Source organism: Herbiconiux solani NBRC 106740 (assembly GCF_001571005.1).
GTDB classification, from domain to species: Bacteria; Actinomycetota; Actinomycetes; order Actinomycetales; family Microbacteriaceae; genus Herbiconiux; species Herbiconiux solani.
In genome coordinates this window covers 1-26121 of sequence record NZ_BCST01000002.1, presented here as the reverse complement: position 1 = coordinate 26121, position 26121 = coordinate 1, and the positions used below count along the sequence as shown (strand labels likewise).

The 26121-nt window shown below is 71.7% G+C and carries 28 protein-coding genes; 11 read left to right on the top strand and 17 right to left on the bottom strand.

Annotated features, from left to right (window positions below):
- The first annotated feature begins 99 nt into the window (after positions 1-99).
- Entirely contained in the window at positions 100-2706 is a 2607-nt protein-coding gene (locus HSO01S_RS03320; RefSeq protein ID WP_066039176.1) for an excinuclease ABC subunit UvrA, read from the top strand.
- 91 nt (positions 2707-2797) lie between these two features.
- Positions 2798-2983, top strand: a complete 186-nt coding sequence (locus HSO01S_RS03315) for a hypothetical protein (protein ID WP_066039175.1) — start codon at positions 2798-2800, stop codon at positions 2981-2983.
- Positions 2984-3005: 22 nt separating this feature from the next.
- On the opposite strand, the gene HSO01S_RS03310 is transcribed toward HSO01S_RS03315, so the two are convergent.
- From HSO01S_RS03310 to HSO01S_RS03300, 3 genes are all read right to left on the bottom strand, one after another.
- Complete coding sequence (locus HSO01S_RS03310) at positions 3006-4139, bottom strand: hypothetical protein (protein WP_066039174.1); 1134 nt, start codon at positions 4137-4139, stop codon at positions 3006-3008.
- Positions 4140-4385: 246 nt separating this feature from the next.
- Positions 4386-5567 carry a Na+/H+ antiporter NhaA gene (locus tag HSO01S_RS03305; RefSeq protein ID WP_066039173.1) on the bottom strand — a complete coding sequence of 394 codons (1182 nt, stop codon included), beginning with the start codon at positions 5565-5567 and terminating at the stop codon, positions 4386-4388.
- Between the two features lie 216 nt (positions 5568-5783).
- A complete protein-coding gene (locus tag HSO01S_RS03300; protein WP_066039172.1) occupies positions 5784-6152 on the bottom strand; it encodes a VOC family protein in 369 nt (122 codons plus the stop codon).
- Between the two features lie 60 nt (positions 6153-6212).
- Between HSO01S_RS03300 and HSO01S_RS03295 the strand changes: the two genes are divergently transcribed.
- Both HSO01S_RS03295 and HSO01S_RS03290 read left to right on the top strand, forming a co-directional pair.
- Positions 6213-6680, top strand: a complete 468-nt coding sequence (locus HSO01S_RS03295) for a MarR family winged helix-turn-helix transcriptional regulator (protein ID WP_066039171.1) — start codon at positions 6213-6215, stop codon at positions 6678-6680.
- 45 nt (positions 6681-6725) lie between these two features.
- A complete protein-coding gene (locus tag HSO01S_RS03290) occupies positions 6726-7088 on the top strand; it encodes a hypothetical protein (RefSeq protein ID WP_157078872.1) in 363 nt (120 codons plus the stop codon).
- A gap of 52 nt (positions 7089-7140) precedes the next feature.
- Here the strand turns inward: HSO01S_RS03290 and HSO01S_RS03285 are convergent, their stop codons facing one another.
- Entirely contained in the window at positions 7141-7611 is a 471-nt protein-coding gene (locus HSO01S_RS03285; protein WP_066039169.1) for a MarR family winged helix-turn-helix transcriptional regulator, read from the bottom strand.
- Positions 7612-7774: 163 nt separating this feature from the next.
- Here HSO01S_RS03285 and HSO01S_RS03280 point away from each other — a divergent pair, with 163 nt between their 5' ends.
- Entirely contained in the window at positions 7775-8563 is a 789-nt protein-coding gene (locus HSO01S_RS03280) for a Pr6Pr family membrane protein (RefSeq protein ID WP_169799917.1), read from the top strand.
- Here the strand turns inward: HSO01S_RS03280 and HSO01S_RS03275 are convergent.
- The 6 genes from HSO01S_RS03275 to HSO01S_RS19385 are packed head-to-tail and all read right to left on the bottom strand — an operon-like array spanning position 8539 to position 16382.
- Positions 8539-9222 carry a response regulator gene (locus HSO01S_RS03275; RefSeq protein WP_066039168.1) on the bottom strand — a complete coding sequence of 228 codons (684 nt, stop codon included), beginning with the start codon at positions 9220-9222 and terminating at the stop codon, positions 8539-8541. The two genes, HSO01S_RS03280 and HSO01S_RS03275, sit on opposite strands and share 25 nt — an antisense overlap.
- Positions 9219-11774, bottom strand: coding sequence for a DUF4118 domain-containing protein (locus HSO01S_RS03270; protein WP_066039167.1), 2556 nt, complete (start codon positions 11772-11774; stop codon positions 9219-9221). The genes HSO01S_RS03275 and HSO01S_RS03270 overlap by 4 nt, the downstream gene beginning before the upstream one ends.
- 29 nt (positions 11775-11803) lie before the next feature.
- Complete coding sequence (gene kdpC / locus HSO01S_RS03265; RefSeq protein ID WP_066039166.1) at positions 11804-12406, bottom strand: potassium-transporting ATPase subunit KdpC; 603 nt, start codon at positions 12404-12406, stop codon at positions 11804-11806.
- Between the two features lie 49 nt (positions 12407-12455).
- Positions 12456-14618: a potassium-transporting ATPase subunit KdpB gene (kdpB, locus tag HSO01S_RS03260; RefSeq protein ID WP_066039165.1), complete on the bottom strand. Its 2163-nt coding sequence runs from the start codon at positions 14616-14618 to the stop codon at positions 12456-12458.
- On the bottom strand, positions 14618-16291 hold the full coding sequence (kdpA, locus tag HSO01S_RS03255) for a potassium-transporting ATPase subunit KdpA (RefSeq protein ID WP_066039164.1): 1674 nt from the start codon (positions 16289-16291) through the stop codon (positions 14618-14620). Before kdpA ends, kdpB begins: the two co-directional genes overlap by 1 nt.
- Position 16292: 1 nt before the next feature.
- Positions 16293-16382, bottom strand: coding sequence for a potassium-transporting ATPase subunit F (locus HSO01S_RS19385; RefSeq protein WP_066039163.1), 90 nt, complete (start codon positions 16380-16382; stop codon positions 16293-16295).
- A 320-nt stretch (positions 16383-16702) separates the two neighbouring features.
- On the opposite strand from HSO01S_RS19385, the gene HSO01S_RS03245 reads away from it, so the two are divergent.
- From HSO01S_RS03245 to HSO01S_RS19670, 3 genes are all read left to right on the top strand, one after another.
- Positions 16703-17209 (top strand): hypothetical protein, encoded by a 507-nt coding sequence (locus HSO01S_RS03245; RefSeq protein ID WP_066039162.1) that lies wholly within the window; start codon positions 16703-16705, stop codon positions 17207-17209.
- Positions 17206-17808, top strand: a complete 603-nt coding sequence (locus HSO01S_RS18580; RefSeq protein WP_157078871.1) for a hypothetical protein — start codon at positions 17206-17208, stop codon at positions 17806-17808. Before HSO01S_RS03245 ends, HSO01S_RS18580 begins: the two co-directional genes overlap by 4 nt.
- A 65-nt stretch (positions 17809-17873) precedes the next feature.
- Positions 17874-18194, top strand: a complete 321-nt coding sequence (locus HSO01S_RS19670) for a DivIVA domain-containing protein (RefSeq protein WP_066039160.1) — start codon at positions 17874-17876, stop codon at positions 18192-18194.
- 58 nt (positions 18195-18252) lie between these two features.
- Here HSO01S_RS19670 and HSO01S_RS03230 read toward each other — a convergent pair whose 3' ends face one another.
- Positions 18253-18825, bottom strand: coding sequence for a TetR/AcrR family transcriptional regulator (locus tag HSO01S_RS03230; RefSeq protein WP_066039159.1), 573 nt, complete (start codon positions 18823-18825; stop codon positions 18253-18255).
- Between the two features lie 123 nt (positions 18826-18948).
- Between HSO01S_RS03230 and HSO01S_RS03225 the strand changes: the two genes are divergently transcribed.
- On the top strand, positions 18949-20076 hold the full coding sequence (locus HSO01S_RS03225; protein WP_245635874.1) for a zinc-binding alcohol dehydrogenase family protein: 1128 nt from the start codon (positions 18949-18951) through the stop codon (positions 20074-20076).
- A gap of 65 nt (positions 20077-20141) precedes the next feature.
- On the top strand, positions 20142-20888 hold the full coding sequence (locus HSO01S_RS03220; RefSeq protein ID WP_066039158.1) for an HAD-IA family hydrolase: 747 nt from the start codon (positions 20142-20144) through the stop codon (positions 20886-20888).
- 7 nt (positions 20889-20895) lie between these two features.
- Here HSO01S_RS03220 and HSO01S_RS03215 read toward each other — a convergent pair whose 3' ends face one another.
- Both HSO01S_RS03215 and HSO01S_RS03210 read right to left on the bottom strand, forming a co-directional pair.
- Entirely contained in the window at positions 20896-21498 is a 603-nt protein-coding gene (locus HSO01S_RS03215; RefSeq protein ID WP_066039157.1) for a DUF998 domain-containing protein, read from the bottom strand.
- Between the two features lie 105 nt (positions 21499-21603).
- Entirely contained in the window at positions 21604-22020 is a 417-nt protein-coding gene (locus tag HSO01S_RS03210; RefSeq protein WP_157078870.1) for an arsenate reductase ArsC, read from the bottom strand.
- A gap of 110 nt (positions 22021-22130) precedes the next feature.
- Here HSO01S_RS03210 and HSO01S_RS03205 point away from each other — a divergent pair, with 110 nt between their 5' ends.
- Positions 22131-22886, top strand: coding sequence for a hypothetical protein (locus HSO01S_RS03205; protein ID WP_066039156.1), 756 nt, complete (start codon positions 22131-22133; stop codon positions 22884-22886).
- 45 nt (positions 22887-22931) lie between these two features.
- Here the strand turns inward: HSO01S_RS03205 and HSO01S_RS03200 are convergent, their stop codons facing one another.
- The 4 genes from HSO01S_RS03200 to HSO01S_RS03185 form a co-directional block, all read right to left on the bottom strand.
- The gene (locus HSO01S_RS03200; protein WP_066039155.1) at positions 22932-23726 is read right to left on the bottom strand and encodes a hypothetical protein; all 795 of its coding nucleotides are present in this window, start codon (positions 23724-23726) and stop codon (positions 22932-22934) included.
- The gene (locus tag HSO01S_RS03195) at positions 23719-24087 is read right to left on the bottom strand and encodes a VOC family protein (protein ID WP_066039154.1); all 369 of its coding nucleotides are present in this window, start codon (positions 24085-24087) and stop codon (positions 23719-23721) included. Before HSO01S_RS03195 ends, HSO01S_RS03200 begins: the two co-directional genes overlap by 8 nt.
- Positions 24084-25022, bottom strand: a complete 939-nt coding sequence (locus HSO01S_RS03190) for an alpha/beta hydrolase (protein WP_066039153.1) — start codon at positions 25020-25022, stop codon at positions 24084-24086. Before HSO01S_RS03190 ends, HSO01S_RS03195 begins: the two co-directional genes overlap by 4 nt.
- A gap of 393 nt (positions 25023-25415) precedes the next feature.
- Positions 25416-25925 (bottom strand): MarR family winged helix-turn-helix transcriptional regulator, encoded by a 510-nt coding sequence (locus tag HSO01S_RS03185; RefSeq protein WP_066039152.1) that lies wholly within the window; start codon positions 25923-25925, stop codon positions 25416-25418.
- Between the last annotated feature and the right edge of the window lie 196 nt (positions 25926-26121).

Below are 26121 nucleotides of genomic sequence, written 5' to 3'. Positions count from 1 at the left end.
TGTCGAACTGACGTGACCGACCGGGGCGAATCCGGGTCCGGCCAGCGCCGATCAGGGCCGCGCGGTGCAGTGTCGGTAGCTGGGGCCAGACTGGAGGTAATGACCCCACACGACGCCAGCCCTGCCCGAAAGCCCGGAACCCCCTTCGATCTCGTCGAGGTGCGCGGCGCCCGCGAGCACAACCTGCAGAACGTCGACGTCGATCTGCCCCGCGACGCCCTCGTGGCCTTCACCGGCGTCTCGGGATCGGGCAAGAGCTCGCTGGCTTTCGGCACGCTCTACGCCGAGGCCCAGCGCCGGTACTTCGAGTCGGTCGCCCCCTACGCCCGCCGCCTGATCGACCAGGTCGGTGTGGCCGACGTCGACTCCATCGAAGGTCTGCCGCCGGCGGTGGCCCTGCCGCAGCAGCGCACGGGAGGCAGCGCGCGCTCGACCGTCGGCAGCGCCACCACGATCTCCAGCGTGGTGCGCATGCTCTACTCGCGGGTGGGCACGTATCCGCCCGGAGCCCCGATGCTCTACGCCGAAGACTTCTCGCCCAACACCGTGCAGGGCGCCTGCCCCACCTGCCACGGCATCGGCCGCGTGTTCGACGTGCCGCTCGAGCTGATGGTGCCCGACGACTCGCTGAGCATCCGTAACGGCGCCCTCGCCGCCTGGCCTACCGCCTGGCACGGCAAGCAGCTGCGCGACAGCCTGATCTCGCTCGGGTACGACATCGACGTGCCCTGGCGCGACCTGCCCGAGGAGCAGCGCACCTGGGCGCTGTTCACCGACGAGTCGCCGCAGGTGCCCATCTTCACCGACCGCTCGCCGGCCGAGGTGCGCAAGGCGGTGGCTGCCGGCCGTTCGCCGCGGTACATGAGCACCTTCCTCGGGGTGCGGCGGTACGTGCTCGACACCTTCGCCAACTCCAAGAGCGCCCGGATGCGCGAGCGCGCGTCGTCCTTCATGCGCAGCGTGCTCTGCCCGGCGTGCGGCGGCCGGCGGCTCAAGCCCGAGGCCCTGGCCGTGACCTTCGAAGGGCGCGCGATCACGGATGTCGCGGGGATGCCGCTCGACGAGGTCGCGGAGTTGATGGCGGTCGCGCTGGAGCCGGGGTGGGAGCCGCTCGGCGCGGGCCCGCTCGCGCCCGAGAAGCGACTGGCCGCCCAGCGGCTGGTCGCCGAGCTGCTCGCCCGGCTGTCGCCGATCACCGACCTCGGCCTCGGCTACCTGTCGCTCGACCGCACCACGATCACGCTCTCCTCGGGCGAACTGCAGCGGATGCGGCTGGCCACGCAGGTGCTCTCGCAGCTGTTCGGTGTGGTGTTCGTGCTCGACGAGCCGTCGGCGGGGCTGCACCCGGCCGACACGACAGCGCTGCTCGGCATCCTGCGCCGGCTGCGCGACAGCGGGAACACCGTGTTCTTCGTCGAGCACTCGCTCGACGTCATCCGCGAGGCCGACTGGATCGTCGACATCGGGCCCGGCCCCGGAGCGACGGGTGGGCGGGTCGTCTACTCGGGCGAGCTCGAGGGGCTTCGCGGCGCCGAGGAGTCGGTGACGCGGCGGTACCTGTTCGGTGACGGCGACGGGGATCCCTCTGCGGAGGCGCAACCCCGTTCATCCACCCCTCGCGTCGCCGAAGCGCGGCTGGAGCTCACCGACGTGACCCGCAACAACCTCACGGGGCTGTCGGTGTCGTTCCCGCTGGGCTCTCTGACGGCGGTCACCGGCGTCTCGGGTTCGGGCAAGTCGACGCTCGTCAACCAGGCGGTGCCCGACCTGCTGCGCGCCAGCCTCGCCAGCGAGGTCGACGCGCGGGACGAGAAGGAGAACGCCGAGCCGACGGCAGCGGATGCGCCTGCCGACGCTCTGCTGCTCACGCCGGCGTCCGTGGCGACGGCGGGGCGTGCCTCGGGGCCGGCCGACCGTCTGCGCCGGGTCGTGCAGGTCAGCCAGAAACCGATCGGGCGCACGCCGCGCTCGAACGTGGCGACGTACACCGGGCTGTTCGACCGCATCCGCTCGTTGTTCGCGGCGACGCCCGAGGCGCGGAGCCGCCGGTACTCGGCGAGCCGCTTCTCGTTCAACCTGCCGAGCGGGCGGTGCCCGACCTGCAAGGGCGAGGGCACGATGGAGGTCGAGCTGCTGTTCCTGCCGACGGTGCACGCGCCCTGCAGCACCTGTCACGGTGCGCGGTACAACGCCGAGACGCTCGAGATCCGGTTCGAGGGTCAGACCATCGCCGACGTGCTCGGCCTGAGCGTCACCCGGGCACGCGACCTCTTCGCCGACGACCCCGAGGCGGTGCGGCACCTGGATGCGCTGCTCGACGTCGGGCTCGGCTACGTCGCCCTCGGGCAGCCGGCCACCGAGCTGTCGGGCGGTGAGGCGCAGCGAGTGAAGCTCGCCTCGGAGCTCCGCCGCGTGCAGCGCGGCGACACGCTCTACCTGCTCGACGAGCCGACCTCAGGGCTGCATCCGGCCGACACCGACCGTCTGCTCGAGCACCTGCAGCGCCTGGTCGACGGCGGCAACACGGTCATCATGGTCGAGCACGACATGCGGGTCGTGGCGCAGGCCGACTGGGTGATCGACCTCGGCCCGGGTGCGGGCGACGCCGGCGGCCAGATCATGGCCGAGGGCACCCCGCGCGAGGTCGCGACCGTGGCCGCGAGCGTCACGGCCCCCTTCCTGGCGGCCGCCCTCCTGCCCCGCTGACCGCCTGGCTGGGGGCGAGCCTCGGCACCTCACAGTTGGCGTCGAGCCGGTTCCAAGCCGGCGGACAGCCGGGGTCGGCCACAGTGGAGCCATGAGCGGTGCGGGGGAGCGGGTCGGCCGGACGGCCGAGCGCGCGCGGGGACGGTGGGCGGCGGCGGTGGCCCGGCGCAAGTCCGTCGAGGGTCTCGAACCCCTGGGCGGTCACAAGAGACTGCGGTGGTGGGAGAAGATCGGCCTGGTCTTCGACGCGCTCGACGTCTTCTCGCTGTTCCGCTAGCCCCCAGCCTCCAGCCCGAGGCTCAGCGCCCGTCGACGATGGACATGAAGCCGGCGAAGGCGAAGACGGCCGGCACGAAGTAGAGCACGAACAGCAGCGTGTACCAGCCGATCGCCCCGATCAGCCAGCGCGCCGCCCGGCGCCCCGCGTGCATCTCGAGCCGACGGCCGTCCGAGCCGATTCGCGGCGCGGGCGGCAGGTACGGGATGCCGGGGCGCTCGCGCTCGGCGGTGAGGCGGTCGAGCAGCCGGGAGGTGTCCTGGCCGGGCACGCGCACGTCGAGGTAGCGGCCGGCGCTCGTGGCGATGCGGGCGACGACGGTCGTGAGGAGGGCGTCGACGCGCTCCCACGCTTCGGCTTGGGAGTAGTCGGCGGCGGGCTCGGTGAAGAAGACGATCGTGTCGTCGAGGATCTCGACGTTGAAGCCGCGCGCGTGGTCGAGGAGGTCGGCCATCACGTCCGGTGTCAGCACGTAGAGGGCGTCCTTGCCGTACCCGGCCGGCGTGTACACCCGGAACCACCGGTCGAAGTCCCCCTCGAGCGAGAACCGCTGCCCCTGGTCGACCCCCTGGGGGAGGTCGCCGTCGAGACCGTCGTGGGGCGCCGCATCCAGGATCAGGTGCGGCAGCGGCGCCGGCAGCTTCACCGCCAGGTAGCGCCACCCGCGTGCGCGCCGGGTGCCGGCGAGCAGCGTGCCGAACTCGACGCCCGGCGCCGAGAAGCGCGGGAACTCGCGGATGCGGCCCGCCGCCGACAGCAGGGTCGGGAAGGTCGAGTAACTCTTGGGCTCCGGCTCGAAGCCGTTGGCCAGGGCGGTGAGCTCCTGCCGGCCCTGCAGGATCCGGGCACGCGACCCCGGCGGCCTCATCGACCAGCGCCACAGCAGCACGCTTCCCGCGGCCCAGACCACGAAGATCAGCCCGGTCACCAGCATGCCTGGCACGTTCTCGGGCACGATGTCGTTGTGCTGGAACTCGTCCACCTGGATGCCGTACGTCATCAGCACGATGCAGACGTACCAGAGCAGCAGGCACTGGTTCACGTGCACGAGGATGCGGCGCCGGTTCGGCACCCACCGGGGCCGCGAGCCGCGTCGGGCGGTCACGAGGGCCGCGGCCACATCGGCGTCGGGGGCGGTCAGCCAGCGGAGGTCCACACCCCATTCTCCCGCACGCCGACGGGCCGGATGCGCGCCGCCGGCCGAGCGCGCCGGTCGCTCTTTGTTCGAACGGGCTGCTGAGCGCGCTCATACGTGCACTGTGCACGTATAGACGCTCACAGCAGTCCGTTCGTGCAGCACCGCGCGGGCGCCGCTTGTTCGAACGGGCTGAGGATCGCACTCAGACGTGCACAGTGCACGCATAGCCACGATCTTCAGCCCGTTCGTGCAGCGTGATCCGGCTCAGGCGCCCGCCACGCGGCGCTCGGCCTCGAGCCGCAGCAGGCGCAGCCGCTTGTAGTACGCCGCGAGCCGCGAGACTACGATCGCCGCGACCACGATCGAGATGCTGGAGCCGAGCAGCACCGCGAGCGTGCCCTCGTCGGCGACCTCGGGCTGCGACGCGAACGCGAGCTCGTTCATCAGCAGCGACACCGTGAACCCCACCCCGCCGAGCGCACCCGCGGCGAGCAGCCCGTGCAATGTCAGGTGCGGCCGCCGGTCGCGCGGCCCGATGAAGCTCGAGAGCCAGCCGCCGAGCGAGATGCCGATCAGCTTGCCCACGGGCAACGCGATCAGGATGCCCCAGAACGGCGCCGCGAGCTCCGTCGGCGACACCTGTGGAATCGCCACGAGCGCAGCCGAGAACGCGAACAGCGGCAGGATCACCCCGTTGCTCACCGGCTCGAGCCGGTGTCGAAGGTGCATCGCCGGCTTCCGCACCATGACGAGCCCGAGCGCGACCCCGGCGATCGTGGCGTGCACGCCCGAGAGGTAGGTGAGCGACCAGGTCACGACCGCCACGGCGACCATCAGCACCGCGACCAGCACGCGGTACCGGCTGCCGAGCAGCTTGCTCAGCAGCGCGAACGCCACCACCCCGACCGCGGCCAGCGCGATGAACAGCAGGTTCGGGTCGGCGGTGAAGAACACGGCGATGATCAGGATGGCGACGATGTCGTCGAGGATCGCGAGCGCCAGGATGAAGATCCGCAGCCGCGACGGGATGCCCTTGCCGAACACCGCGAGCACCCCGAGCGCGAAGGCGATGTCGGTGGCGGTCGGGATGGGCCAGCCGCCCTCGTACCCGGATCCCGCGGTCACCGCGAGATAGATCAGCGCCGGCACGATCACGCCGCCGAGCGCGGCGATCGCCGGCCGCACGGCCTTCCCGATGGTGTCGAGCTGCCCCACCGCGAACTCGTTCTTCAGCTCGACCGCGACGATGAAGAAGAACACGGCGAGCAGGCCGTCGCTGATCCAGTGGCCGACCGACAGGTCGAGCGGGGTGCCCGGGATCGCGAGGTCGGCATCCTGGAGCGCCATCAGGCCGGGCCCGAGCGCCGTGTTGGCGAGCACCAGGCCGAGGGCGGCGGCGATGAGGAGGAGGAACGCGGCGACGCGCTCGGATCGGATGAAGGCCATGCGGTCTCCTAGCTGCCAGCGCGAGGGATGGCGGGTCGGCGAAGCGGATAGAACGACCCCCGTGGATCATCCGCCGACCAGGCTTCCCGGCACACCAGCCTCCAGTTTACCGGACGGCCCGGCCCGCCGCCCGAGCGGGCTTTGCCCCGCGTCAGGCCCGGCCCGCCGCCCGGCCGGGCCGTACCCCGGCCTCAGGCCTGGCGGCCCTGACCCTCCTCAGGCCCGGTCGTGCAGCGTGATCCGGTACCCGTCCGGATCGGCGAACGTGAACGTGCGCCCGAACGGCCCGTCGATCGGCTCGGCCGTGATCGTGCGGCCGTCGGCGACGAGCGCGTCGTGGATCGCCTGCACGTCGGTCGCGTGCAACCAGATCGCGGCGCCGATACCCGGCTGCGACACCGTATCGAGGTCGGTGCCGGGCACGATGTCGCGCAAGGCGAACGCGATCGGGGTCGTCTCGAAGACGACGGCGTGCGGCGGGCCGGCCTGCGACCGGACCAGGCCGAGGTACTGCTCGTAGAACGCCTGCGAGGAGTCGAGGTCGCGGACCTGCAGGGAGATGAAATCGGGGCCGGTGGCGGGCATGTGTTCTCCTTCGTGTATGTCAGTTTTCTGACACAGACAACGATATGTCAGAATACTGACATGAGTCAAGACGGAGACGGCATCGACCTCGGGACCTCGCTCGGCTACCTGCTGAAGGAGGCCTCGAGCGCGCTGCGCTCCGCGATGGAGGCCGCGCTCCGCCCGCTAGGGCTGACGGTGACGCAGTACTCCTGCCTCGAACTGCTGGCGCAGCGGCCCGGGCTGTCGAACTCCGAGCTCGCGCGGGGCGCGTTCGTCACGCGGCAGTCGATGAACGTACTGCTGCAGGGGCTCGAGCGCGACGGTCTCGTCATCCGCCCCGAAGAGGATCGGGTGGGCAAGGTGCTGCCGACGCGGCTGACTCCGGCAGGGCTCCGGATGCGCGCGAAGGCGAGCGCGGCGGTGCGGTCGGTCGAGGTGCGGATGCTCGGCGGGCTCTCCGAGGGCGAGCGGCGGGCAGGGTTCGCGCTGCTCGAGAGCATGATCCACTCGTTGCGGGACGACGCCACGGCGCAAGCCCCCTCCTGACCTCGCGACTCGTGGGATCATGGGTCAGGAAGAGGAGGAGCCGACGTGCCGTTTCGCAGTAAAGAGACCCTCGAGGGCTGGGTGAAGGAGTTCCTCGAGCAGGGCCACACCGTGCTGGGCGAGCTCGACGTCCTCCGGCACGACGGCGGCGCGGGCGAAGACACCGGGCTCATCGTGATGCGCTTCAAGAACGCCTCGACCGAGTTCTACCTGCAGCCGATCGGCCCGTACGACCCGCGCTGGGAGATCATCTTCGAGCCGCGCGCGGCATCCAATCGGGCCACCCTCGCACAGGTCGTCGGCCTCGCGGAGGAGCTGATGGTCGCCTCGGCGCTGCTCGCCTACCTCGAAGGCCGGTCGCGTGGCCCCATCGAGGCGCGGAACGTGCCGGCGGCAGCGACCGCCTAGTCCTCGGGCGTCCGATCAGTCGAAGGGGATCGGGCGAGGAACGAACCTCCGCCTAGTCCTCAGGGATCGGCGCGTCGTAGATCGCCTCGCTGAGGCGGCCCAGGAACCCCGTGATCACGGCGGCCTCCTCGGCCGTCACCGTACCCAGCACCTCGGTGTGACCCGCGCTCGTGGCGTTGACGGCCTTCGACAGGGCGATACCCGTGTCGGTCGGCACCACGAGCAGCGCGCGCCGATCGGCGCTGTTGGAGGCCCGTCGCGCGAGCCCGCGTTTCTCGAGGCGGTCCATCAGCACGGTCACGGATGCGCTGCTGAGCGCGAGCCCGCGCGCCAGATCCTTCGGCCCCAGCGGGGTGCCGTTCAGCTCGGCGTCGACGATGAGGCGCAGTGCCTCCTGATCGTTGTCGCTCAGGCCGGTCATCGCGCTGACCTGCTTGCGCTGCTGCACCTCGGCGTCCCGGAGGGCGTTGAGGGCAGCCCACACGGACTGCCCCGGGGTGGTGTCTGCGGCTTCCGTCGTCACGCACGCTCCCTTTCTCGATCCCTTCCACTCAACACCTCCCCCCGCCACTCGCGCACGCACCCGCTCCGGTGTTGCCGCATCGTGATCGTCAGCCGGGCGCGGCCGGGCCGCCGCCCGCTATCCTGTTCCCGCGGCCACGGGGGTCCGCGGAACGGGGTGGATCATGGTGGGGGAGACGAGCGGCCGCACGACGGCCGGGCGGGTGCGCGCGGCGCGGATCTGGTTCGGCGGCATCGCCGTCGTGGTGGGCGCGGCCCTGATCATCCAGCTGGTGCTCGTGTTCACGAACGGTCAAGACGTGAACTCGTTCCAGCCCACCGACCAGCAGAGCCTCGGCGAACGCCTGTTCAACCTGTTCAGCTACTTCACGATCCAGAGCAACCTGTTCGTGCTCGGCACCTCGATCGCGCTCGCGGTCAGCATCCACCGCGACGGCACGCTCTGGCGGGTGCTGCGCCTGGATGCGATGCTCGGCATCATCATCACCGGCCTCGTCTACGACTTCGTGCTCGCGCAGCTCGTGCATCCGGAGGGCTGGGCTCTCGCCGCGACCATCGGCTTCCACTACATCTCGCCCTGGGCCACCCTGGTCGGCTGGCTGATCTTCGGCCCGCGGCCCCGGATGGGCCGGCGCGTGCTCCTGCTGGCCTTCATCTGGCCGCTCGCCTGGCTCGTGCTCACCTTCGTGCGCGGCGCGCTCACCGGTTGGTACCCGTACCCGTTCCTCGACGTCGACCTGATCGGGTTCAGCGACTCGGTGCGCAACTCGGCGGTCATCCTGCTGATCGCGATCGGCATCGCGGCCCTGCTGACGCTGCTCGACCGGCGGATGCCGGCGCTCGTGCAGGAGCCCGGCGAGCCGGCGGCCGCCAAGACGAACGGCGCAAACGGCGCGAACGGCGCGAACAGCTCGACCGCCCGCACGGGTCAGGCGTCCGGCTCGAAGCGGTAGCCCAGCCCCGTCTCGGTCAGGATGTGCCGGGGCCGCGAAGGATCCGGCTCGAGCTTCTTCCGCAGCTGTCCGATGTACAGCCGCAGGTACCCGGTCTCGTGCACGTTCGCCGTGCCCCAGATCTCGGTGAAGAGGTCGGCGTGAGTGAGCAGGCGGTGCGGGTTCCGCACCAACAGCTCGAGGATCTTCCACTCCGTCGGCGTCAGCCGGACGGCGTTCCGCTGCCCTTCGCGGGTCACCGCGTGCGCGATCAGGTCGACGGTCACGCCGCTCATCGTGACGACCGGGCGGCTCACCGCGACCGGCGACCGGCGGGTCAGCGCACGTACCCGGGCGAGCAGCTCGTCGATCGCGAACGGCTTCGTGACGTAGTCGTCGGCGCCGGCGTCGAGCGCGTCGACCTTGTCGGCCGCATCCGTCCGCCCAGAGACGACGAGGATGGGCAGCTGCGAGTAGCCGCGCACCGTGCGGATCACCTCCATCCCGTCCAGCTGCGGCATCCCGAGGTCGAGGATCAGCAGGTCGGGCGGATGCGTCGACGCGGCCGCGACGGTCTGCCTCCCGTCGGCGGCGGTCAGGATCTCGTGCCCCTGGGCGCCGAGCGTGACCCGAAGCGCCCGCAGCATCTGCGGGTCGTCGTCGGCGATCAGGATCCTCACGACGCCACCGCCCGGAGCGTGACCACCATCGTCGAGCCGCCGCGCGGCGTCTCCTCGAACTCGAGCGTGCCGTCCATGCCCTCCACGAAGCCCTTCGACAGGGCGAGCCCGAGGCCGAGGCCCGTGGTGTTGTCGGTGTCGCCGAGGCGCTGGAAGGGCACGAAGATGTCCTCCCGCCGATCGGCCGGAACGCCCGGCCCGCGATCGATCACCCGGATCTGCACGGTGTCCTGGAACGCCGACGCCGCGACGACGACCTTCTCACCCTCGGGGGAGTACTTCAGCGCGTTCGAGAGCAGGTTCACGATCACCCGCTCGAGCAGCCCGGGGTCGGCCTCGAGGCGCGGGAGGTCCGGCGGCAGGTCGAGGTCGACCTCGTCGGGCCCGACCGCGAGCTCCTCGAGCGCGGTGGGCACGAGGTCGACGAGATCGACCGGCTCCAGCGTGACCGCGAGGGCGCCGGCCTGCACGCGGCTCACGTCGAGCAGGTTTGTCAGCAGGTCGGTGAGCTGCTTGAGCGAGGTCTCGGCGGTGTCGAGCAGTTCGTCGCGGTCGCCCGGTGAGAGCTGCGAACCGGATGCGCGCAGCCCGGTCACGGCGGCGGTCGCCCCGGCGAGCGGCCGGCGGAGGTCGTGCCCGACGGCGGCGAGCAGGGCGCTGCGCACCCGGTCGGCGGCCGCGAGCGGAGCCATCACCCGGGCGGTCTCCTCGAGGTCGGCGTGCTCGAGCGCCGAGGCGAGCTGCGTGACGATGACGGCGAGCAGGCGGCGGTCGGAGGACTGCAGGGCGGGGCCGCTCAGCTCGAGCGTCGCCTCGTCGTCGACGGGCACGCGGTCGACGGACCCGTCGCGGGAGGTCTTGCCCGGCGTGGCCGCCGCACCGTCCGCATCCGGCCCGCCCACCGCATCCGACCCGGCTCCCGCCCCGGCTGGCTCGCCGTCGCTCGCGAGCACCCGGTCGCCTACGAGCAGCCGCACGCCGGTCAGCCCGAAGGCCTCCCGGGTGCGGGTCACGAAGGCCTGCAAGGCGTCCTGCCCTCGCAGCACCTCGCCGGCGACCCCGGCGATCAGCTCCGACTCGGCCGCCGAGCGCCTGGCCGCGCGCGACCGCCGAGCCGCCTGGTCGACCACGATCGACACCAGCACCGCGATCACGATGTAGAGCAGCAGCGCAAGCAGGTGCAGTGGTTCGTCGACGGTCACCGTGTAGAGCGGGTCGACGAAGAAGAAGTCGAGCGTCACGCCCGAAAGAACGGCGGCGAACAGCGCCGGCCAGATGCCGCCGACCAGCGCGACCACGACCACGAGCAGCTGGTAGCCGAGCACGTCCGAGGTGATCGAGTCGTCGCTCCGGAACTGGGTGAGCAGCCAGGTCAGCAGCGGCCCGCCGATCACGGCGAGGATGAAGCCGTAGACCCGCCGGCGCACGGTGAGCGACCCGTGCGGGTGCGGCAGCGAGAAGCGGGTGCCGCCCGCGGCGGCGTGGTTGACGATGTGCACGTCGATGTCGCCCGACTCGCGGATGACCGTGGCCCCGATCCCGGGCCCGGTGAACACCGCAGCGAGCCGGCTGCGGCGGCTCACCCCGATCACGAGCTGGGTGGCGTTGGACGCCTTGGCGAACTGCACCAGGGCCTCCGGGATGTCGCTGCCGACGACCTGGTGGAAGCTGCCGCCGAGGCTCTCGACCAGCGAGCGCTGCGCCGCGAGGGCGCCCGGGTCGGCCTGACGGAGCCCGTCCTGGCTCGTGACGTGCACCGCGAGCAGCTGGCCGCCGGCCGAGCGGGCGGCGATCCGGGATCCGCGGCGGAGGAGCGTCTCGCCCTCCGGGCCGCCGGTCAGGGCGACGACGACCCGTTCGCGGGCCTCCCACTTCTGGCCGATGCCGTGCTCGGCGCGGTACTTCTGCAGTGACGAGTCGACCTCGTCGGCCAGCCAGAGCAGTGCGAGTTCGCGCAGGGCGGTCAGGTTGCCGAGCCGGAAGTAGTTCGACAGCGCCGCGTCGATCCGCGCGGCCGGATAGACCACGCCCTCCGAGAGCCGGTCGCGCAGCGCCTGCGGGGCCAGGTCGACGACCTCGATCTGGTCGGCCTCGCGGAGCACCGCATCCGGGATCGTCTCGCGCTGGGGCACCCCGGTGATCTGCTGCACGACGTCGTTGAGCGACTCGATGTGCTGGATGTTGACGGTCGAGATCACGTCGATGCCCGCATCCAGCAGGGTCTCGACGTCGCGCCAGCGCTTCTCGTGGGCGAGGCCCGGCGCGTTGGTGTGGGCGAGCTCGTCGACCAGCGCGATCTGGGGCGCGCGGGCGAGCACGGCATCCAGATCCATCTCGGCCAGCTCGACGCCCCGGTACGAGACCGGGGTGCGCGGGATGATCTCGAAGCCGAGCGTCATCGCCTTGGTGGCGGCGCGGCCGTGGGTCTCGACGACAGCCACGACCACGTCCTTGCCCTGCGAGCGGAGCCGCCGGCCCTCCTCGAGCATGGCGTAGGTCTTGCCCACGCCGGGAGCGGCCCCGAGCAGCACTCGGAGCCGTCCCTGCTTCATCGCCCGTCCATCCGCGTCGTGACCCTGCCTCAGCCGGCCAGCTGCGACAGCGCGACGTTCAGCTGCAGCACGTTGACCGTGGGCTCGCCCAGGTAGCCGAGGTCGCGGCCCTGCACGAACGCGTCGACCAGGCCCTTCACATCGGTCTCGGGGAGCTTGCGTGCCTCGGCTACCCGGGCGACCTGCTCGTAGGCGTAGTCGGGGCTGATGTGCGGGTCGAGGCCCGAGCCCGAGGTGGTCAGCGCGTCGACCGGGATGGCGTCGGGGGAGACCCCGTCGCTCTCGGAGATCGCAGCCTTCCGGGCCTCGATCTCGGCGATGAAGTCCGAGTTCTCGGGGCCGTAGTTCGACCCGACCGAGGCGGCGCCGTCGTAGCCGGCCGCGGAGGGCCGCGACTGGAACCACTCGGGCAGGGCGTTGCCGTCGTCGTCGGCGAACGACTGGCCGATCAGGGACGAGCCGACGGGCTGCCCGTCGACCGTGACGACGGAGCCGTTGGCCTGGGCCGGCAGCGCGAGCTGGCCGATGCCGAGGATCGCGACGGGGTAGGCGATGCCCAGCACGATCGTGGCGACGATCATGTAACGCAGTGCGACCCAGTAGGGGCGGGCGGACCCGCGTGTGGTGGCCATGGTGGTTTCCTTCTGTTTCTGTATCGCGTATCAGGGAGGGGCGCCGGGCTCAGAAGCCCGGCAGGAGGCTGACGACGAGGTCGATGATCTTGATGCCGATGAACGGCGCGATCACTCCGCCCAGCCCGTAGATGAGGATGTTGCGGCTGAGGATGCGCGAGGCCGACATCGGCCGGTACTTCACGCCCTTCAGTGCCAGCGGGATGAGCACGATGATCACCAGCGCGTTGAAGATCACCGCCGAGAGGATGGCCGACGACGGCGAGTGCAGCTGCATGATGTTGAGCAGCCCCAGGCCCGGGAAGACGGCCGCGAACATCGCCGGGATGATCGCGAAGTACTTCGCGACGTCGTTGGCGATCGAGAACGTGGTGAGCGCTCCGCGGGTGATCAGCAGCTGCTTGCCGATCGCGACGATGTCGATGAGCTTGGTCGGGTCCGAGTCGAGGTCGACCATGTTGCCGGCCTCCTTCGCGGCGCTCGTGCCGGTGTTCATCGCGACGCCGACATCCGCCTGGGCGAGTGCCGGGGCGTCGTTCGTGCCGTCGCCGGTCATGGCGACCAAGCGGCCGCCCTCCTGCTCCTTCTTGATCAGCGCGAGCTTGTCCTCGGGGGTGGCCTCGGCGAGGTAGTCGTCGACGCCCGCCTCCGCGGCGATCGCCTTTGCGGTCAGCGGGTTGTCGCCCGTGATCATCACGGTGCGGATGCCCATCGAGCGCAGCTCGGCGAAGCGGGAGGCCATGCCCTCTTTGACGATGTCCTTGAGGTAGACGACGCCGAGGATGCGCGCGGGTGTCCCGGCCTCGCGGACGGCGACGACCAGCGGCGTGCCGCCGAGGCCGGCGATCGCGTCGGTCTGCTGCTGCAGTTCATCGAACAGCGTGCTGCCCGTGGTGCCGGTCTCGCGGGCCCAGGCGGTCACGGCCGAGCCGGCGCCCTTCCGGATCTGGCGGCCGTCGGCGAAGTCGATGCCGCTCATCCGGGTCTGGGCGGTGAAGGGCACGATCTCTCCGTCCACCGTCGAGGGGCGGCGGAAGCCCTGAGCCTCGGCCAGGTCGACGATCGACTTGCCCTCGGGGGTCGGGTCGCTGAGCGAGGAGAGCGCGGCGGCGTTCCGCAGCGCGGCCGTGTCGACACCGGTGAGGGTGCGGAACTCGGAGGCGCGGCGGTTGCCGTAGGTGATCGTTCCGGTCTTGTCCATCAGCAGCGTGGTCACGTCGCCGGCCGCCTCGACCGCGCGTCCGGACATGGCGAGCACGTTGCGCTGCACGAGCCGGTCCATGCCGGCGATGCCGATGGCCGAGAGCAGGGCCCCGATGGTGGTCGGGATCAGACACACCAGGAGGGCGACCATGACCGCGATCGAGGGCGCCGCATCCGAGTACCCGGCGATGGGGCCGAGGGTGAGGACGACGACCAGGAAGATGACCGACAGGCTCGCCAGCAGGATGTTGAGGGCGATCTCGTTGGGGGTCTTCTGGCGGGACGCGCCTTCGACGAGCCGGATCATCCGGTCGACGAAGGTCTCGCCGGGCTTGGACGTGATCTTCACCACGACCCGGTCGGAGAGCACGCGGGTGCCGCCGGTGACCGCGCTGCGGTCGCCGCCGGACTCACGCACGACCGGGGCCGACTCGCCCGTGATGGCCGACTCGTCGATCGAGGCGATGCCGTCGATGATGTCGCCGTCACCGGGGACGAGCTCGCCGGCGACCACGACGACCACGTCGCCGAGCTTCAGGTCGGCCGAGGCCACCGGAGTCGTCGTGGCGGAGAGCGCCGCCGGGTCACCGGCCGGGTCGTAGTCGACGACCTTGGCCGCCATGGTGCTGGTGCGGGTGGCGCGGAGGGTGGCGGCCTGCGCCTTGCCGCGGCCCTCGGCCACGGACTCGGCGAGGTTCGCGAACAGCACGGTCAGCCAGAGCCAGACCGCGATCGCCCAGGTGAAGGCGAGCGAGGTGGCCTGCGCGCCGGTCTCGGCGGGGAGGAAGGGCTGCGCGATCGCGATCACCGTGGTGAGCGCGGCGCCGACCTCGACGAGGAACATGACCGGGTTGTGCCACATCTCGCGCGGGTCGAGCTTGCGGAGCGCGCCGGGCAGGCCCTTGCCCAGCTGGGCGAGGCTGAAGGTGCGCGGGGCGGGCGTCTCGGAGGCGCCGCCCGCGGGCCGCGTGGACGGCTCGGGTGAACTGGTCGGGGTGATGGTGGACATTACTGGAGCCCTTCGGCGAGAGGTCCGAGTGCGAGCACGGGGAAGTAGGTGAGTGCGACGACGATCAGGATCACGCCGACGAGGAGGCCCACGAACTGCGGGCGGTGGGTGGGCAGGGTTCCCGCGGTCACGGGCACCTTGCCCTGCGAGGACAGCGAGCCGGCGAGGGCGAGCACGAGCACGATCGGGATGAACCGGCCGAGCAGCATCACCACGCCGAGCGCGGTGTTGAACCACGGGGTGTTGGCGGTGAGGCCGGCGAACGCGGAGCCGTTGTTGTTGGCGGCGCTGGTGAACGCGTAGAGCACCTCGGTGAAGCCGTGCAGCCCGGGGTTCCAGATCGACGTCGTGGTGACGTCGTCGCGGATCGCCGGGATGGCGAAGCTGAGCGCCGTGCCGACGAGCACGAGGGTGGGCGTGGCGAGGATGTAGAGGCTCGCCAGCTTGATCTCGCGCGGGCCGAGCTTCTTGCCCAGGTACTCCGGCGTGCGGCCGACCAGGAGGCCGGCGATGAACACCGTGATGATCGCGATGATCAGGATGCCGTAGAGGCCGGCCCCGATCCCGCCCGGCGCGATCTCGCCGAGCATCATGTTGAACAGGGTCATCATGCCGCCGAGCGACGTGAAGCTGTCGTGCATCGAGTTGACCGCACCGGTCGACGTGATGGTCGAGGTGGTGGCGAACAGGGTGGATGCGGCGATGCCGAACCTCTGCTCCTTGCCCTCCATGGCGCCGCCCGCGAGCTGCGGACCGGTGCCGGCCCCGGCGATCTCGAACGTCGTGAGTGCGGCCACCGAGATCACGAACAGGGCGCCCATGGCGGCGAGGATCGCGTAGCCCTGGCGGTTGTCGCCGACCATCTTGCCGAAGGCGCGGGGGAGCGAGAACGGGATGGCGAGCATCAGCACGACCTGGAACAGGCTCGTCCAGGGCGTGGGGTTCTCGAACGGATGCGCGGAGTTGGTGTTGAAGAACCCGCCGCCGTTGTTGCCCAGCATCTTGATCGCCTCCTGCGAGGCCACCGGGCCTCCCGGGATCGTCGCGGTGCCGCCGGTGAGGGTGGTCACGTCGGTGAAGCCGTTGAAGTTCTGGATGACGCCGCCGGCGATCAGCACGATCGACGCGAGCACGGCCAGCGGGAGCAGGATGCGCAGCGTGCCCCGGGTCAGGTCGACCCAGAAGTTGCCGAGCGTACCGGTGCTGCGTCGCGAGAAGCCGCGGATCAGGGCGATCGCGACCGCGAGACCGACGCCGGCGGAGACGAAGTTCTGCACCGCGAGGCCGGCGATCTGCACGGTGTAGCCCATCGTGACCTCGGGCGAGTACGACTGCCAGTTCGTGTTGGCCACGAAGGAGGCGGCCGTGTTGAACGACAGCCCCTCGGGGACGGCCGGCAGGCCGAGGGAGTAGGGGAGCACCGCCTGCAGGCGCTGCAGCGCGTAGACGAACAGCACGCCGATCAGCGAGAAGGCGATGACGCCTCGAAGATAGGCGCCCCAGGTCTGCTCGCCGGCGGGGTCGACGCCGACGACACGGTAGAGGCCGCGTTCGACCTTGAGGTCTTTGGCGGAGGTGAAGGTCCAGGCGATGAAGTCGCCGAGGGGGCGGTAGATCACCGCGAGGATGATCGCGAGGGTCGCCAGCTGGGCGACGAGAAGCCATGCTTCCATGTCAGAACTTCTCCGGCTTCACGAGGGCGACGACGAGGTAGGCCACTCCGGCCACGCCCAGTGCCGCAGCGATGAGTTCGAGAACGATCACAGCTTCCCGACCCCCCAGGCGACCAGAGCGACCACGCCGAAGACGGCGAGGATCGCGACGATGTAAACGACGTCGAGCACTGTGTTTCTCCATCCGACAGGCGCCCAGGGTGGGCGCACGGGTACGGAGGACGATCATGCTCGCCGGATCGGGCGCATCCGGCGGTCCTAACGACTTCCTGACGCGGGTGGGGGCGGGTGGGGCGAAACCCTTACGCGATCCTGTCGCGGGATGCGATCGGCGTCAGGATCCGGGGCGTTCGCGCTCGTATCCCGTTAGGAACCCCCACGGCCGGGTGCGGACGGCGTAGACCTTCCCTCGTGACTCTCACCAGCATCCTTCCCTCGCTCCGTTCGACCATCCCCGATCCGCTCGCCATCGACCGGTGGCCGGAGTGGACGCATCCCACCACCACCGATGTGATCGTCTCGGGGGTGTCGCTGCTCCGGCTCGTCGACATCTGCGAGACGCCGTGCGTGCACGTCGCCGCGGCGGTCGTGCCGGGGACGCACGGGCGGCCGTCGGACCGGGAGCAGGCGTCTGTCGTGGTGGTGCGGGTGACGGGGGTCTCGGATGCTCAAGTCGAGTCCGTCGCCCCGGTGCTGACGTTCGATGCCGAGCTGGATGCCCTGCCCGCCCACCTCGAGGAGGCCCGGTTGATCGGGCGGAGCTCGACGCGGCGCTCGCAGCCGTTCCTGGTGGGCGGGAGCATCGTGTCGCTGCCGTCGGACACTACGGTCGATGACTTGATCGCCGTGCCGTGCGCCGGGGCGGTCGGGTGCCGGCAGCTGCGGGTGGGGGCGGGCGTGGGGGTCTCGGGCTCGTGAGTCTCGTGCACACGCTCTCCTGGTACCGGCGGCACCACTCGCGGCATCCGGATCTCGCGCTCTGGCCGCGGGCGGCGGCGATCACACGTGACGACGTGACGATCGCCGGGGAGTCGCTGGCGGGGATGGCGCGGGCGGCGGGGACGCCGTGCACCCGGGTCGTGGAGGCGGCGCCGGGTCGCACTGCGGGGGAGCCGGGCCCGGGGCGGCGTGGGGACGTCCCGGGCCGGGCGGGGACGGGGGAGGTCCGAGATGGGCGGCCCTCCTCCGTGGAAGCGGTGCCGGGTCGCTACCGGGCGGTCGTCGTGAGCACGGTGGAGGCGGTGACGGGGGCTCCGGGCGGATTCGCACCCGACCTCTGGCTGGATGCCGAGCTCGACGGGTGTGAGCCGCTCGAGAGCACGTTCCGGCTGATCGGCCGGGTCTCCCGGGCCGACGACGCCGAGTTCGTGGCGCGGCCGTGCCGCCGTTACGGCGACGTGCGGTGCGTGCTGCCGGCCGATGTGCGCGGGGGCGACCTGGTCGCGTTCGTGGTCGCGCATCCGGTCGCCCTGCACGACCTCCGCCGCCGGGCGTACCACCCCGAGCGCCTGCTCTGAGGGGTCAGCGCGCGTGCCGGCGTCGGCTGCCGGGGGTGGTCGGTGGCGGCCGGTAGGGTCGTGGCATGGGATTGTTCGGGTTCGGGGGGCCGCGGAAGCAGACGCCGCTGATCACGGCCGAGGCGGTCGCGGCGGCGAGACTCACGCCGACGGCGTTCCGGCAGGGCTACGACACCGACGAGGTGGACGCGTTCCTGGCGCGCTGCGCCGCGAGCATCGCGCACCTCGAGGGCGGACCGGCGCCGGCCTATCCCGTGTCGACCGAGGACGTCGTCCAGGCGCGGTTCACGCAGACGAAGTTCAGGACCGGCTACGACCAGGATGAGGTCGACGACCTGCTCGACCGCGTGGCGGTCACGCTTCGGGGAACCGCGCCCGAGTCCTGAGCCGCCGCGGCGGGGCGGGTGCACGAGCCTCCGCTGCGGCGCCGGCTCCGGTGCCGCTTCACGCGGAGGGCGCGAGCAGGCGGGTGAGGCGGAGGCGGTGGTCGTGCAGGATGCTCGTGAGGGTGACTCCGGGCGGCCCCGCGAGCCAGGTCTCGAGCGCCAGATCGAAGAGCGCGGAGGCTGCTGAGGCGGCGAGTGCCGCATCCGGGGCCGGGGTGCCGTTCGACACGAGTGCGTCGCGCATCGCGTCGGCGAGCCCGGCCGACTTGAGCAGCTCGCGCTCGCGCAGCTGCGGCTCCGAGCGGATGATCGCCCGCCGGGCCGCGATGTCGTCGCGCCAGCGTTCGAGATCACCGGATGCGGCGCCGTCGAGGCCGTGCATCAGCAGGTCGATCGTACCGAGTCCGGCAGGAGCATCCGTCAGCAGGTGGGCGACGACCGACGGGAACTCGCGCTCGCGCAGGAAGAGCACGTCGCGCTTGTCGGCGAAGTGCCGGAAGAAGGTGCGCGTCGTGAGCCCCGCGCGCTCCGCGATGGCGGGGACGGTCGTCGCGGCGTAACCGTTCTCGGTGAACAGCTCCATCGCGGCGCGCTCGAGGCGGAGTGCGGCGTCGGGGGCCCAGCGTGCCATGGCTCCAGCGTAGCCGATGACACGATGTGACATCAGGTGCTATGGTGATGACACGACATGTCATGACTCGAAGTCCTGACTTCGCGACCTCACCCCGACCCGACTCAGCCCTGGAGGCTCTCCGTGCCGACGACCGTGCTCACCAACTCCGCCGCGTGGCTCCCCGCCGACCGGGCCGATCTCGTCGTGGGGCCGGCCGAGGTGCACGAGCCCGGCCCGGGCGAACTGCTCGTGCGGAATCGGGCCCTCGCCGTGAATCCGCTCGACGAGATCAAGCAGTGGGTCGGGCCGATGATGTACCGCTGGCTGCCGACCCCGGCAGTGCTGGGCGAAGACGTCGCGGGCGAGGTCGTGGCCGTCGGCGCGGGGGTCGAGCGCTTCCGGGTCGGCGACCGGGTCGTCGCGTTCGCGGTCGGCATGGAGCGGGGCCGCCGCCACCGGGCGGAGGGCGGCTTCCAGCAGCTCACCGTCGTACGGGAGGATCTGGCGGCGCCGCTGCCCGCCCATCTCCCCTACGAGGAGGCCGTCGTCCTGCCGCTCGCCGTCTCGACCGCGGCGACGGCCCTGTATCAGCGCGATCACCTGGGTCTGCCGCATCCGTCGGCCGTCGTCACGCCCACGGGTCGCACCGTGGTGATCTGGGGCGGGTCGACCAGCGTCGGGAGCAATGCGATCCAGCTGGCCGTCGCATCCGGTCACCGCGTCGTGACCACCGCCTCGCCGCGCAACCACGAGCGGATGCGGGAGCTCGGCGCCGACGTGGTGGTCGACTATCGCAGTCCGACTGCGGTCGCCGATCTCGTGGCCGCGATCGCGGACGACGAGGTGGCGGGGGTGCTCGCGGTGGGGACAGGCTCGGCCGAGCCGTCGGTCGCGATCGCCGCGGCCACGGGTGCGCGCCGGGTGGCGCTCGCGAGCCCCTCGGTGTCGTTCGGGTCGCTGCCGCGGCGCGGGGGTCTGAGCGGGGCGGGCGTGCGGACAATCGCGCGGCTCGTGGCCGGAAACGTCGCCCTCCAGGTTCGGGCACGGACGCGGGGCATCCGCGCTCGGTACGTGTGGGGGAGCTCGCTGATGACCAACGAGGTCGGGCCGATGCTCTGGGGCGAGTACCTGCCGGCGGCGCTCGCCGAGGGGCGGTACGTGTGCGCGCCGGAGGCCGAGGTCGTGGGTGAGGGCCTCGAGGCGATCCAGCCGGCGCTCGACCGCCTGCGCGCGGGAGTCTCGGCACGCAAGCTCGTCGTGCGCCTCTGAGGCGGCGACCACCCGGGCGTCGGTGGTCCCCGGCGCATCGCGGCGGAGGGGAGTTGACTCGGAGGATGGAGATCGTGGGGTTCGCGCCGGAGCGCATCGAGGCCATCGTGTTCGACGTGATCGGCACGCTCGTCGACGAGGAGACGGCGTGGGCGCGCTCGGCCCGGGCGGTCGCCGAGGTCGCCGGGCTGGCGGATGCGGGTCCGTTCGGCGCGCGCTGGGCCGAGCTGCTCGAGCAGCGAATGGACGCGGTCGTCTCGGGCGACGCGCCCTGGCGAGCTCATCGGCAGCTCGTGGGCGAGGCGGCCCGGCAGGCGGTGCGGGATGTCGCGGACCGGCCCGGTGTCGGGCCCTCTGCCAACGGCTCGGGCGACGGACGAGAGTTGCTCGACGCGGTCGCGGAGATCGCGGGAGCGGTCGACCGGGAGTACGCGGCGTGGCCCGAGGTGGCCGCCGCAACCGCTGCCCTCCGCCGCACCCGCGTGGTGGCCGGCGTCAGCAACGGCGACCTGGACTCGCTCGCCCGGGTGGCCAACGCCTCCGCGATCAGCTGGGACGTCGTGCTGTCGACGGGGGCCGTGCAGACGTTCAAGCCGGATCCGGCGGCGTACCGGTACGCGATCGACGCCCTCGGACTCGATCCGGCGCTCACCCTGTTCGTGGCGTCGCATCCGTGGGATCTGCGGGCCGCCGCCGAGCACGGCTTCCGCACGGCGTACGTGGCGCGCCCCGGAGCCGAGCGTCCGTCGGTCGACGACCGCTTCGACCTCGAGGTCGGCGACCTGAGCGAGCTGGCGGAGCGGCTCGGCTAGACGAAGGTCAGCGCAGGCCGGCGACCCCGGCCACGCCGATGAGCACGAACCAGGCGATGAAGCCCAGGTAGATGATCCGCTCGAACAGGCCGAACAGGCCCTTCCGCCGCGTGACGCCGAGGATCAGGATCCCGACCGCGCCGACCGCCGCCACCACTCCGAACACGGTCGACCATGTCGCGATCCCCGGGTAGCCGCCGTCGTGCAGTGCCCCGCCCGCGACGAAGGCCGCTGCGGTGACGGGCCCGAAGGCAGCGAAAGCCAGCACGTTGTGGATGCGGCCGATCGCGGTTGGGCCGGTGCCTGGCGCATCCATTCGCAGGAAGGGGATGAGGATGCGCGCGGCCGCGAAGATCCCGAGCAGGATTCCGGCGACGAGCGCCGCCCCGCCGAGCATCGCCGTCAGCTCGATGATCGCGGCGATCCCGGCGACGCCGGCCGAGATCGTCGAGACGGCGATCCACGGGCGGAAGCGGGTGAGGTGGTACTGGCTGACCGGGTTGTGCAGCGGGTCGAGGCCGGTCGGCGCCACGTGCACCACGATCAGCCCGAGGAGGGTGATCGCGATCGCCGCGAGCACGATCCAGCCGGCCCAGGTCTCCGTCGTCACGAGTCGTCCCCCATTCCGCCCCCCGGCGTCTACGTCTTGGCGCTCAGCCTAGCGGCGCGGAGGACGCCTCCGGCGTCGGGGAGGCCCGCTGCGACCCGGCGTGGCTCAGCTCAGCTCGGCGACCAGCGCCTGCACCCGGCGCTTGATGTCGTCGCGCACCGTGCGCACGACCTCGATCGGCTGGCCGGCGGGGTCGGTGAGCTCCCAGTCCTCGTAGCGCTTGCCCGGGAAGATCGGGCACGCGTCGCCGCAGCCCATCGTGATGACGACATCGGCCTGGCGCACGGCATCGGTGGTGAGGATGCGCGGGGTCGCGCCGGCCAGATCGATCCCCTCTTCGGCCATCACGGCGACCGCGGCCGGGTTCACGGCGTCGCCCGGTTCGCTGCCGGCCGAGAACACGTCGATCCGGTCGCCCGCGAGATCCCGGAGATACCCGGCCGCCATCTGCGACCGCCCCGCGTTGTGCACGCACACGAACAGCACGGCGGGCTTTGGGGTGGTGGTGCTGGCGTCGCTCACGCGGTTCTCCTGGCGTCGGGGTCCCCCGATCCTAGACGGCCGGGGTGAACGCCGCGCATGGGAGTACGAGTCCCATGCCTCTCTGGCTATGGTCGACCCAGGGGGTGCGCATGGACATGCACGATCGGGGATGGCGCAGAGCGAGGCGTTCGACGCGGGCCGCGATCGCGCTGGCGGTGGTGGTGCTGGTGGGCGTGACCGGATGCGCCGGTGACGGGGTGGGCACCTCACCCACCTCCGGCGCGGCGACCGCCGCAGCTGGAGCGACCCGTGGCTCGCCCGCCGCAGGTCCCGAGGCCGGGGCGGGCGCTGGCACGCCTGCCGACGCATCCACGCCGTCGCCCGCGACCGACAGCGGATCGGCCGGCCAGATCATCGCCGACCTCGGCCCGCGCCCAGGCGCCACCGGGCAGGTGCTGGCCGACGGCGGCGGCGAGATCACGACCTACCTCCCCGCCACGGGCGACACGCTCTCCGCCATCGCCGCTCGTTTCGCCGTGGACGCAGGCGACCTGCTCCGGCAGGACGGCACGCACTTCGCCGAGACCGGCACGCCCGTGACCCCGAACGACCTCGTGCTCTTCGAGGATGCGCGGGCGAGCGGGTCCGGCGGGTCCGGCGGGTCGGCAGCGGCCCTCGTCGACGGCGGCCCGCGTGAGCACGCGCAGGGCGAGGCGATCCTCGACGCGAGCGGCGCCCTCATCCGCTACGTCATCGCCGACGGTGACCGGGGCGACGAGATCGGCCAGCGCTTCGGCACGGATGCGCGCCACATTTACCACGACAGCGGCGACTTCGAGGGCCGCGACATCCTCGCCTGGGGCCCTACCCTCCAGCCCGGCGACGTCGTCCGTTTCGTGCCGTGACCGACGGCCCGTCGTCACGCTGAAGCGGTTGCGGCCGGCGCCCCGTCAGCGGGCGGCGTGCAGGGCTCGGCGGAGGGCGGCGTAGCGGTGCTCCTGGTAGATACCGTGTAGCACCGCCATGACCGCCGTCGTCGCCAGGCCGATCAGGATGGCCACGTTTCCGAGCGCGGTGACCTGCATCAGCACGATCGCCACCCCCGCCCCGGCCACGATCGAGTTGACCACGGCGATCGCCGTCGAGGTCGTGAAGAAGACGCCGATCCACGAGGCGCGGCGGCCGATCGGCAGCATCTCGTTCGGGGCGTGCGGCCCCACCGGGCGGGGGAAGTACTTCGCCGCCCCCGGCAGCGTCGTGGAGTAGACGGCACGGATGCGCTGGATCGAGTCGAGCGCGGCCACATCCTCGAGCGAGGTCTCGACCAGACGCTCGTAGGTGAAGATGCCGAGCAGCACGATCACGGGGATGACGACCGTCAGGAAGCCGAGGGCGTAGTCGGTCTGCGCCAGGAAGCCGAACGCGACCAGGGCGCTGGAGAGCGTCGTGAGGTAGAGCGAGGCGCGGCTGCTCGACTCGCTCACGGTGATGCCTCGGGCGGATTCGAGCACGAAGTGCTCGTTCATCAGGGCACTGTAGAAGGCGCCGGCGCGGTCGGAGAGGGCGTCGATCGCCTCGTCGGCGGTGGGGAGGGCAGCCGGGTCGTCGGGCTTCGCGGCTGGCGCGGCTGGCGCGGCCGGCGGCGCGTCGGTCGATGCGGCCTGCGGAGAAGCCGGGGGTCCCGACGGCGACGTGCTCGACGTCACACCGTCGACGGGCTCCTCGCGCGGGTCGAGGTCAGACATCCTTCGGGGCCTCGCGGATCGCGAAGAGGTTGCCGAACGGGTCGAGCAGCTGGCAGAGCCGCTCGCCCGTGAAGACGGATTTGGGGCCGCGGTGCGCGACGGCGCCGTGGGCGGTCCAGTCGGCGACCACGTCGTCGACGTCGGCGACGGTCCAATGCGGGCTCGTGCCGGCCGGGCCGGGGGAGTTGAACTCGTCGGTCTGGTGCAGCGTCAGGCGGGTGCCGTCGACGTCGAACGCCACGAGGGCGCCACCGCGTACGACCGGCTCCCGCTCGAGCCGGGCCGAGTACCATTCGACCGCGGCCTCGAGGTCGTCGACGAAGTAGAAGACGTTGCCCACGCCGCCGAGCACGCCGCTCACGACGCGACCGCCGCGCTCGCCGTGCCGGCCGCACCCGGCGTGCCGGCCGTGCCGGCCGCATCCGTCGCAACCGCCGTACCGGCAACCGCCGCATCCGTCGTGCCCGCCGCATCCGGCGCATCCGTCTCGAACACCGAGCGGAGGAACGCGAGGGTCGGCCCGATCGCCGCCTGGGTGTATCCCTCGGCATGCCGAGTACCCGGGATCAGCTGCAGCGTGCTCGGCACCCCGACCGCCGCGAGTGCCGCCTGCATCCCGGAGGCGTCGGTCACCGGCACGAACTCGGCGAGCGAGTTGGCGAGGAAGACCGGCCCGCCCTTCGCCGAGGCATGCCGGCTGGTCGACGCCTGGGCCAGCAGGCTGCGGTCGCCGCCGACCTCGTTGAGGATGGTCCAGCGGAGGAACGCGTCGTCCCGCCCGGTCTGGTTGATGTCGGCGCTCTTCATCGCGTCGAGGTCCTGGCTCGTCGGGGTCGCGGGAAGCGAGTCCGTCGCCTCGACGATGCCGAGCAGATCGAACATGCCCGACCAGCTGACGGCCGGGCGACCCGTGGCGATGCTCGCCTCGATCGAGAGGTTGCCTCCGGCCGAGCCGCCGAAGAACGCGAGCTTGCTGCGGTCGAACGCCCAGTCCGAGGCGAGGGCCCATTCGGCCGCGGTCAGCACGTCGTCGCGGCTGGCCGGGAACGTCGCATCCGGAGCCTCGCGGTAGTTCACCGCGAAGACGAGGTAGCCGGCGCAGGCGAGCATCGAGCCGAGCGAGAGCTCCTTGCTCTTGTCGCCGCGGAACCAGCCGCCGCCGTGGATGAGGATGATCGCCGCGCGCTGGGCGTCCTCCTCGGGGGTGCCCCCGCAGTCGTACACGTCGAGCAGCAGCGGCACCGGGCCGGCCGAGCCGTACTCGACGTCGGTGGTCTTCGTCGGCTGAGCTGTCACGGGGCTCTCCTTCGGTTCGGGATGCCGCGGGCTGCGGCGTCACGAGAAGGCTACGAGCGGATCCGCCCGCGAGACATGCCCTGCCGGGTGCAGTCAGCGAGAGCGGCCTGAGTCGGCGGCACGAGCGTGCGGAGGGCGGCCGGCACGAAGAACGGGGGATGCGACCCCGGGCACAGGGCCCGGGGTCGCCCCGATGCACGTGTCAACGGGTCCGGCCGCCGCCAGGATGGGGATCAGAGCGGCGACCGAAAGACATCGTAGGCAGACGCCGTGGGGAGGTCCGGCGCCTGGATCGCGCCTTCACCCGGCAATTCACCCGAGGGGTCGGGCGGCCGCACGTGCCTGGCGGGATGGCAGCGGTCCGACCTCCGTCAGTGCGCTCGCGGGACGGGGTCAGCGGTCGACGGGACGGGCGCGGCGGCGAGGGGCCGCCGAGCGGGGCGGGGTCGACCGCATCTGGTCGCGGACCCGCCCGAGCGACTCGGCCAGCGCATCCACGTCGGCCTCGTCGAGCGGAGCGAAGAACGTCTGCTTCAGCAGCGCGATGTGGCCCGGGAAGACCTTCGCCAGCAACGCGCGCCCGGCGTCGGTGATCGTCACGGTCACGCTGCGCTCGTCGTCGAGCGAGGGTGCGCGGGTCACGAGGCCGGCGGTCTCGAGGAGGCCCGCCTGGTGGGTGAGGCCGCTGCGGCTGTAGACGACGCCGTCGGCCAGATCCGTCATGCGCCGGCTGCCCGCGGGCGCATCGCCCAGGGTCGCGAGCAGCTGGAACTGCACGTAGCTCAGCCCGCCGGCCTCTCGCAGCTGCCCCTCGACCGCGTGCCGGAGCAGGCTGCTCACCTCGATCAGCGAGAAGTACGCGCTCAGCTGGGCGGGGTCGAGGGCTGCCGGTTCGTCTGCCATCCCCTCAGCGTACGTGCTTCGACCTCAAAGCACCCCGCTCACGCGGGTGGTGCGTTCCGAACGGAATGAAAAACGGGGGGGTACGAGTGCATAGTGCACTCGTACCCCCCGAATCTCATTCCATTAGCCCCCGCTGGTCGGCATCGCCCGCATCTTCCGCTTCGTGATCGTGGCGCTCAAACGCGACCGCGAACAG